Below are 825 nucleotides of genomic sequence, written 5' to 3' on the forward strand. Positions count from 1 at the left end.
TCAACGCCGACGACATCGCCTCCTCGTCGGTCGCCTCCGCGGTCATGGAGAAGACCTGGGGCAAGGGCGCCGCCGACACCGTCACCGTCCTCATCCTCATCACGGCCTTCGCCTCGGTCTTCACCGGACTCCTCGGCGGCTCCCGGGTGCCCTACGACGCGGCCCGTGACCGCGTCTTCTTCCGCCAGTACGGGAAGCTGCACGCCCAGCACCGCTTCCCGATGCTGGGCCTGGCCACCATGGGCGTCATCACCGCGATCGGCTTCCTCATCGGCCGCCACACCGATCTGGCCACCCTCATCCAACTGCTCACCACCGTCATGGTGATCGTCCAGGCGCTCGCGCAGATCCTCGCGGTCTCGGTGTTGCGCCGCCGCCAGGCCGGTCTGCACCGGCCGTACAAGATGTGGCTCTACCCGCTGCCGAGCATCATCGCCCTCGTCGGCTGGCTGGTGATCTACGGCTACGCGGACAAGAACTCGCCCGGCCGTCACCCCATCGAGTGGTCCCTGGCGTGGGTCGCCCTCGGCTGCGTCGCCTTCCTCCTGTGGGCCCGCTTCGAGAAGGTCTGGCCGTTCGGGCCGAAGGAGATCACCGAGGAGTACCTCCAGGGGATCGACTCCGACACCGAGCAGGACACCGCGCCGGCGGCCGTCTGACGGACGCGGGGACGTAGGGCGGGGCCCCGGGCGAGCTGCCCGGGGGCCCTCCGCTTCTGGGTTCCGGCCGGCGTCACGTACCGTGCGCGCATGAGCGTGACGGGGGAACGGGACACCGGCCAGGGCTGCTTGACGGTCGCGATACGCATGCCGGTGCGGATCTTCG

At 69.8% G+C, this 825-nt stretch carries 1 protein-coding gene; it reads left to right on the forward strand.

What is annotated here, in order from left to right; genetic code table 11:
• Window positions 1-659, forward strand: a 659-nt coding sequence (locus tag G3I56_RS42620; protein ID WP_164418914.1) for an APC family permease, incomplete at its 5' end; no start/stop codon positions are given.
• Window positions 660-825: the final 166 nt, after the last annotated feature.

The sequence above is a fragment of the Streptomyces sp. SID12488 genome (assembly GCF_010548275.1).
In the GTDB taxonomy this organism is placed as follows: domain Bacteria; phylum Actinomycetota; class Actinomycetes; order Streptomycetales; family Streptomycetaceae; genus Streptomyces.